The sequence below is a fragment of the uncultured Lutibacter sp. genome, assembly GCF_937891065.1.
GTDB lineage: Bacteria > Bacteroidota > Bacteroidia > Flavobacteriales > Flavobacteriaceae > Lutibacter.
Map to the genome: position 1 here is coordinate 1 of NZ_CALAEQ010000192.1, position 5,680 is coordinate 5,680.

6 protein-coding genes are annotated in these 5,680 nt (G+C 28.5%); 3 read left to right on the forward strand and 3 right to left on the reverse strand.

Annotated elements, in window-relative coordinates; genetic code table 11:
* A partial coding sequence (locus Q0352_RS10545; protein WP_299527279.1) for a Rho termination factor N-terminal domain-containing protein occupies window positions 1-910 on the reverse strand: 910 nt, incomplete at its 3' end.
* A gap of 218 nt (window positions 911-1,128) precedes the next feature.
* Between Q0352_RS10545 and Q0352_RS10550 the strand changes: the two genes are divergently transcribed.
* The gene (locus Q0352_RS10550) at window positions 1,129-1,563 is read left to right on the forward strand and encodes a DUF4293 domain-containing protein (protein WP_299527280.1); all 435 of its coding nucleotides are present in this window, start codon (window positions 1,129-1,131) and stop codon (window positions 1,561-1,563) included.
* A 60-nt stretch (window positions 1,564-1,623) separates the two neighbouring features.
* On the opposite strand, the gene Q0352_RS10555 is transcribed toward Q0352_RS10550, so the two are convergent.
* On the reverse strand, window positions 1,624-2,121 hold the full coding sequence (locus Q0352_RS10555) for a metallophosphoesterase family protein (protein ID WP_299527282.1): 498 nt from the start codon (window positions 2,119-2,121) through the stop codon (window positions 1,624-1,626).
* Between the two features lie 31 nt (window positions 2,122-2,152).
* Between Q0352_RS10555 and truA the strand changes: the two genes are divergently transcribed.
* Both truA and Q0352_RS10565 read left to right on the forward strand, forming a co-directional pair.
* On the forward strand, window positions 2,153-2,941 hold the full coding sequence (gene truA / locus Q0352_RS10560; protein WP_299527284.1) for a tRNA pseudouridine(38-40) synthase TruA: 789 nt from the start codon (window positions 2,153-2,155) through the stop codon (window positions 2,939-2,941).
* The gene (locus Q0352_RS10565) at window positions 2,934-4,703 is read left to right on the forward strand and encodes an ABC transporter ATP-binding protein (RefSeq protein WP_299527286.1); all 1,770 of its coding nucleotides are present in this window, start codon (window positions 2,934-2,936) and stop codon (window positions 4,701-4,703) included. Before truA ends, Q0352_RS10565 begins: the two co-directional genes overlap by 8 nt.
* Before the next feature lie 55 nt (window positions 4,704-4,758).
* On the opposite strand, the gene cdaA is transcribed toward Q0352_RS10565, so the two are convergent.
* On the reverse strand, window positions 4,759-5,532 hold the full coding sequence (gene cdaA / locus Q0352_RS10570) for a diadenylate cyclase CdaA (RefSeq protein WP_299527288.1): 774 nt from the start codon (window positions 5,530-5,532) through the stop codon (window positions 4,759-4,761).
* Window positions 5,533-5,680 lie beyond the last annotated feature (148 nt).

Consider the following 5,680-nt stretch of genomic DNA (forward strand, 5'->3'; position numbering starts at 1 on the left):
ATTTTTCTTCTGGGAATAAAGGTGTTAAATGCTCAAATGAAACACGGTCTCTTACTATATTTGGATTCAATCCATTTATTTTTGATACACGTATTAGTGGGAAATATTTTTCTCCTTCTTTAGGAGGTCTTACTACACCTTTTACAGTATCTCCAGTTTTTAAACCAAATAATTTTACTTGAGATTGTGATAAGTAAATATCATCAGGTGATGATAAATAATTATAATCTGAAGATCTTAAAAACCCATATCCATCAGGCATCATTTCTAATACTCCTTCACTTTCAATAATTCCATCAAACTCGTAATCAGGATCTTTATAACGGTTACCACTGTTTGTATGTTGACCTTTCTCTCTAGGTTGAGGTCTTGGTTTAGGCGGGTTAGGTTTGTTTACCTGTTTAGGTGGATGTACTGGTTTAGGCTGGTTAACTTGATTTTGTTGTTTTGGGGGATTTACTTTCTTAGGTTGGTTTGTTTGAACAGGTGTAGGTTCATTAGTTGTAATTATATTATTCACATTTTCAATTTCATCCTTTACAATTGGTTCTTTAATTGCAAGAGGTTTTTTAATTACAACTCTTTTATTTGGTTTTAATATTTTCTTTTGTTCAGGTTGAATAACAACATCAACCTTCGTTTCCAAAGCAAGTTCTTCCTGGATGTTTTCAGGAGGGCTTACTTTTATGATTCTTGCAGGGTTTATTTTTTTTACAATTCTTCTGCGTTTAGGTTTTTCATCATTAGATGAAACTTTTGTAATTGTTGAGGGAGTTGTAGCTTGAATGTCTAATATTAAATAAACGAGATCTAGTTTATTTAATTGACTGAATTTTTTAGCTCCAATTGTTTTTGCTATCTCTTGTAAGTCTACAAGTGTTTTCTCCTTTAGTTGGGAAATTTCAAACATTATGTTAATTTGTAATTATTGTTTATGTATAAAGACTATTTTATGATTCTGTAAAGAATTTTATTGTTCTTAAACGTTGTGGTGATTTTTCGTTTCAGTTGTAGTTCCCTTATGTGATTAAGCATAAGGTTATTGCAAATATATAAAATTATTTTATATAACTAATCTTTTATTCTTTAAAAAGAAAACGTATTTTTGCCTTAAGTTAGTATAAAACTATGATTCAAAGAATACAATCTATTTATTTATTAATTGCAACATTGCTCTCAGGAGGTTTAATTTTCGGATTAAATTTATGGGTGAATGAGCAAGGAATAGAATTTTTTGTGATGGATTCCTTTACTTCGGAAAGTATTTTACTAAAAGTAATGGCAGTATTATTTTTTGCATCTTCGGTTTTAACATTAATTGCTATTTTTCAATTTAAAAAAAGGCAATTACAGTTTGTGTTATGCCGATTATCAATTTTGACCAATTTTATTATATTAGGTATAGTCGTATATTTTTCGCAAAACTTATCTGGAGAAATTAACGTTTCTGAGAAGGGTATTGGGCTGCTTATTCCTATTTTAACTATTGTATTTGTTGTGATTGCAAATAGAGCAATTAAAAAGGATGAGGAACTTGTAAAATCTGTTGATAGATTGCGATAACCTTTTATCTTAGTATATTAAGTGCAGAAAAACCATTTCAATTTTTATTGAAATGGTTTTTTATTTTCGTTGCTCAAGTTCAATAACTTCTAAGTTAGTAATTTTATCCTCATTAATTTCAAAACGTAACATTGTTCTTACATTATGAAATCCGTGTTTCCCGGCCGCGCCTGGATTCATATGTAATAGTTTTAACTTTTTATCAAATATTACTTTTAAAATATGCGAATGCCCACTGATAAATAATTGAGGTGGATTTTTTGATATTTCTTCTCTAATTCTAACATCATACCTATTTGGATAACCACCAATATGTGTCATCCAAACAGTTGTTTTTTCGATAGTAAACCTATTATCTAATGGAAATTCTGTTCTAATTAAAGCATTGTCAATATTACCATAAACAGCTCTCAATGGTTTTAATTTTTTTAGTGTATCAATAACTTCTAATGAGCCAATATCACCAACGTGCCAAACTTCATCAGCTTGTTTTACAAACTTCAATATTTGATTGTCAATATAGCTATGCGTATCAGAAAGCAATAATATTTTTTTCATCTGTTTGTAAAATTCTTAAATCGTAAAATGTATGTATATTTGCAATCGTACAAAAATAGCATTTCAATTGAGATATTTTATTGAATTATCATATAAAGGGACAAACTATCATGGTTGGCAAGTGCAGCCAAACGCTATTAGCATACAAGAATTACTTAATAAAGCACTTACAACTATCTTTAGAACAGCAATTAATGTTATTGGTGCAGGAAGAACAGATACTGGTGTTCATGCTGAACAGCTGTTTGCACAAGTAGATTTAGATAATGAAATTAAAACTGAAGTAGTTATTTATAAATTAAATTCATTATTGCCAAATGATATAGTTGTAGAAAACATACTTAAAACTACAGATAGTGCTCATGCACGTTTTGATGCTACAAGTAGAAGCTATGAATATAGAATTTTTTTAGGAAGAAACCCATTTTTAATTGATACTACTTGGCAGATTAACAATAAAAAGTTAAATATTGTTAAAATGAATGAGGCCGCTGAAATTTTATTAACTTACACTAACTTTAAATGTTTTTCTCGTACTAATTCTAATGTTAAAACCTATAATTGTGATATTAGAAAAGCAGAATGGGTTTTAACAAATAAAATGTTAATATTTCACATTACTGCAGATCGATTTTTAAGAAACATGGTAAGGGCAATTGTAGGTACTTTAATTGATGTTGGAAAAGAAAAAATAACCTTGGAAGGTTTTAAACAAATAATTGAAAGTAAAGATAGGTGTAATGCAGGAACTTCTGCACCAGCTCAAGGGTTATTTTTAACTCAAGTTACCTATCCAAAAACAATTTTTATACATGAGTAAAAAAGTTACAGGAAAAGCTTTTGACGCAAAAATATTTATGCGTTTAATGAGTTTTGCTTCAAAATATAGAGGACAGTTTTTTGTAGGAACTATGTCTGCAATTCTATTATCATTGGTTTCAATAGCAAAACCAGTATTATTACAAGAAATTGTAAATACTTATTTTGAAAATAAAGATAAAGAAGGACTTTTAAATTATTCTTTATTAATGGTTGCATTTTTGGTAGCCGAAGTTTTTATGCAGTTCATTTTTATTTATAAAGTAAACTGGCTAGGGCAACATATTATTAAAGATATCAGAGTGCAACTTCAAAAGCATATGTTGCAATTTAAAATGTCTTATTTTGATAAATCTTCCGTAGGTAAATTGGTAACCAGATTGGTTTCTGATACTGAAACTATAGCACAATTTTTTGGGCAAGGTTTGTTTATGATTATTAGCGATATACTAAAAATGCTTATTGTTGCCATAGTAATGCTATGGATGAATTGGAAATTAGCCTTAATTGCTTTTATTGTACTTCCAATATTAATTTATGCAACAAAAATATTTCAAATTGCTATAAAAGCAGCTTTTCAAGATGTTAGAGCTCAGGTAGCCAATTTAAACGGTTTTGTGCAAGAACGTGTTACAGGAATGAACATTGTTCAGCTATTTAATAGAGAAGAAATTGAATACAAAAACTTTGTTAAGATTAATGAAGTTCATAAAAGTGCACATATTAGAACAGTTTGGTATTATTCAATTTTTTTTCCAATTGCTGAGATTTTATCTTCCATTGCAGTAGGTTTATTAGTGTGGTATGGCGGTTTAGATATTGTGAATTTAGGTGGCACAAACGCAGGACAAATTATAGCTTTTATTATGATGTCTCAAATGCTATTTAGACCATTACGACAAATTGCTGATAAATTCAACACGTTGCAAATGGGTATGGTAGCTGGAGATCGAGTTTTTGAAGTTTTAGATACAAAAAGTCAAATTAATAAGACTGGAGAAGTTGAAGCAACTCACTTTAATGGTGATATTTCTTTTAAAAATGTTCGTTTTAGTTATGTTGAAGGTGAAGAGGTTTTAAAAGGTATTTCGTTTAATGTAAAAGCAGGAGAAACAGTTGCAATAGTTGGTGCAACTGGCGCAGGAAAATCAACCATTATTAATTTAGTAAATCGTTTTTATGACATTGATAAAGGTGAAATTTGTATAGATAATCATAATATAAATCAATATACATTAACATCTTTACGAAATCAAATTGCAGTTGTTTTACAAGATGTGTTTTTGTTCTCTGATTCAATTTTTAATAATATTATTTTAAGTGACGAATCTATAACTTTAGAAGAAGTAAAAAAGGCCGCTAAAGAAATAGGAATTCATAAATTTATTATGAGTTTACCAGATGATTACCACTATAATGTTAAAGAACGTGGGGCAATGTTATCTTCGGGGCAACGACAATTAATTGCTTTTTTACGTGCATATGTGAGTAAACCAAGTGTCTTAATTTTAGATGAAGCAACTTCATCCATAGATTCCTATTCAGAAAAATTAATTCAGAAAGCTACAGATAAAATAACGCAACATCAAACATCAATAATAATAGCGCACAGATTAACGACAGTTAAAAAAGCGGATAGAATTATTGTAATGGATAAAGGTGAAATTGTTGAGCAAGGTTCTCACATTGAATTATTAAATAAAAACGGCTATTATAAAACGTTATATAATATGCAATTTGTAAATGAAGTAATTCAATATTAGGTGTTTTATAAGTAAATTTTGATTCTTTGTTTGTATCTATTTGATTTAAGGATCACTAATTTAAATCGTAACGAATAGTTTCAATTAATTCGTTATTGTTTTTAAATAAAACAAATTCACCGTCTTTTATATAGGATAATTTTCCGGTTTCTTCTGAAACAATTAAGCAAAGTGTATCCGTTTTTTCAGTAATTCCAATAGCTGCTCTATGTCGTAATCCAAATCGTGTTGGAAGACTTTTTTTAGAAAGTGGTAATATTATTCTAGAGGCAATTATAAAGTTTTCTTTAATAATTACGGCTCCATCATGTAGCGGACTGTTTTTATAAAAAATACTTTTTAAAATAGGTTTGTTAATTTCTATATTCATTTTATCACCTGTAGATTTTACAAAATCTAAATTATGATTTCTTTCTAAAACAATAAGAACACCTGTTTTAGTAGCGGCCATTTCTTCACAAGCCAAAACAATAGCTTCTACATCCATTGTGGTATGAATTTCCGTTTTTAAAAAAGTTAGTTGTTTTAAAAAACTACGTTTATTTGTGAAATTTGTTGAACCTATCATTAGTAAGAATTTCCGTACTTCAGGCTGAAAAACAATAAGTATTGCTATAGCACCTAAACTAATTAAAGTGCCCAATAAACCACTTAACATTTCCATTTGTAATGCTTGAGTAATTTTCCAAATAAGAACTACTAAAGCAATTCCTATTAAAATATTGATAGCAACAGTTCCTTTTAATAATTTATAAACATAATATAGTAAAACGGCTACCAATACAATATCTAAAACATCAAGAAAGGAAAAATCTAAGAAATCTAACATTAAAATTGTTTTTTGTAAAAATAGGAAAAAGATTACATAAATTAGAGTTATTCACAACCGCAATCTGGAACTTTATTTTGGTCGAAAATAAATTCTATTTTATTGGTTAGAATATTTTTATCTTCAAAATTATGAATCATTGTTTTAT

What these genes read in the sequence shown, in the direction of transcription:
- truA (WP_299527284.1), top strand. Translation starts at nt 2,153, where the DNA reads ATGTATATTTGCAATCGTACAAAAATAGCATTTCAATTGAGATATTTT.
- Q0352_RS10555 (WP_299527282.1), bottom strand. Translation starts at nt 2,121, where the DNA reads ATGAAAAAAATATTATTGCTTTCTGATACGCATAGCTATATTGACAAT.
- Q0352_RS10565 (WP_299527286.1), top strand. Translation starts at nt 2,934, where the DNA reads ATGAGTAAAAAAGTTACAGGAAAAGCTTTTGACGCAAAAATATTTATG.
- cdaA (WP_299527288.1), bottom strand. Translation starts at nt 5,532, where the DNA reads ATGTTAGATTTCTTAGATTTTTCCTTTCTTGATGTTTTAGATATTGTA.
- Q0352_RS10550 (WP_299527280.1), top strand. Translation starts at nt 1,129, where the DNA reads ATGATTCAAAGAATACAATCTATTTATTTATTAATTGCAACATTGCTC.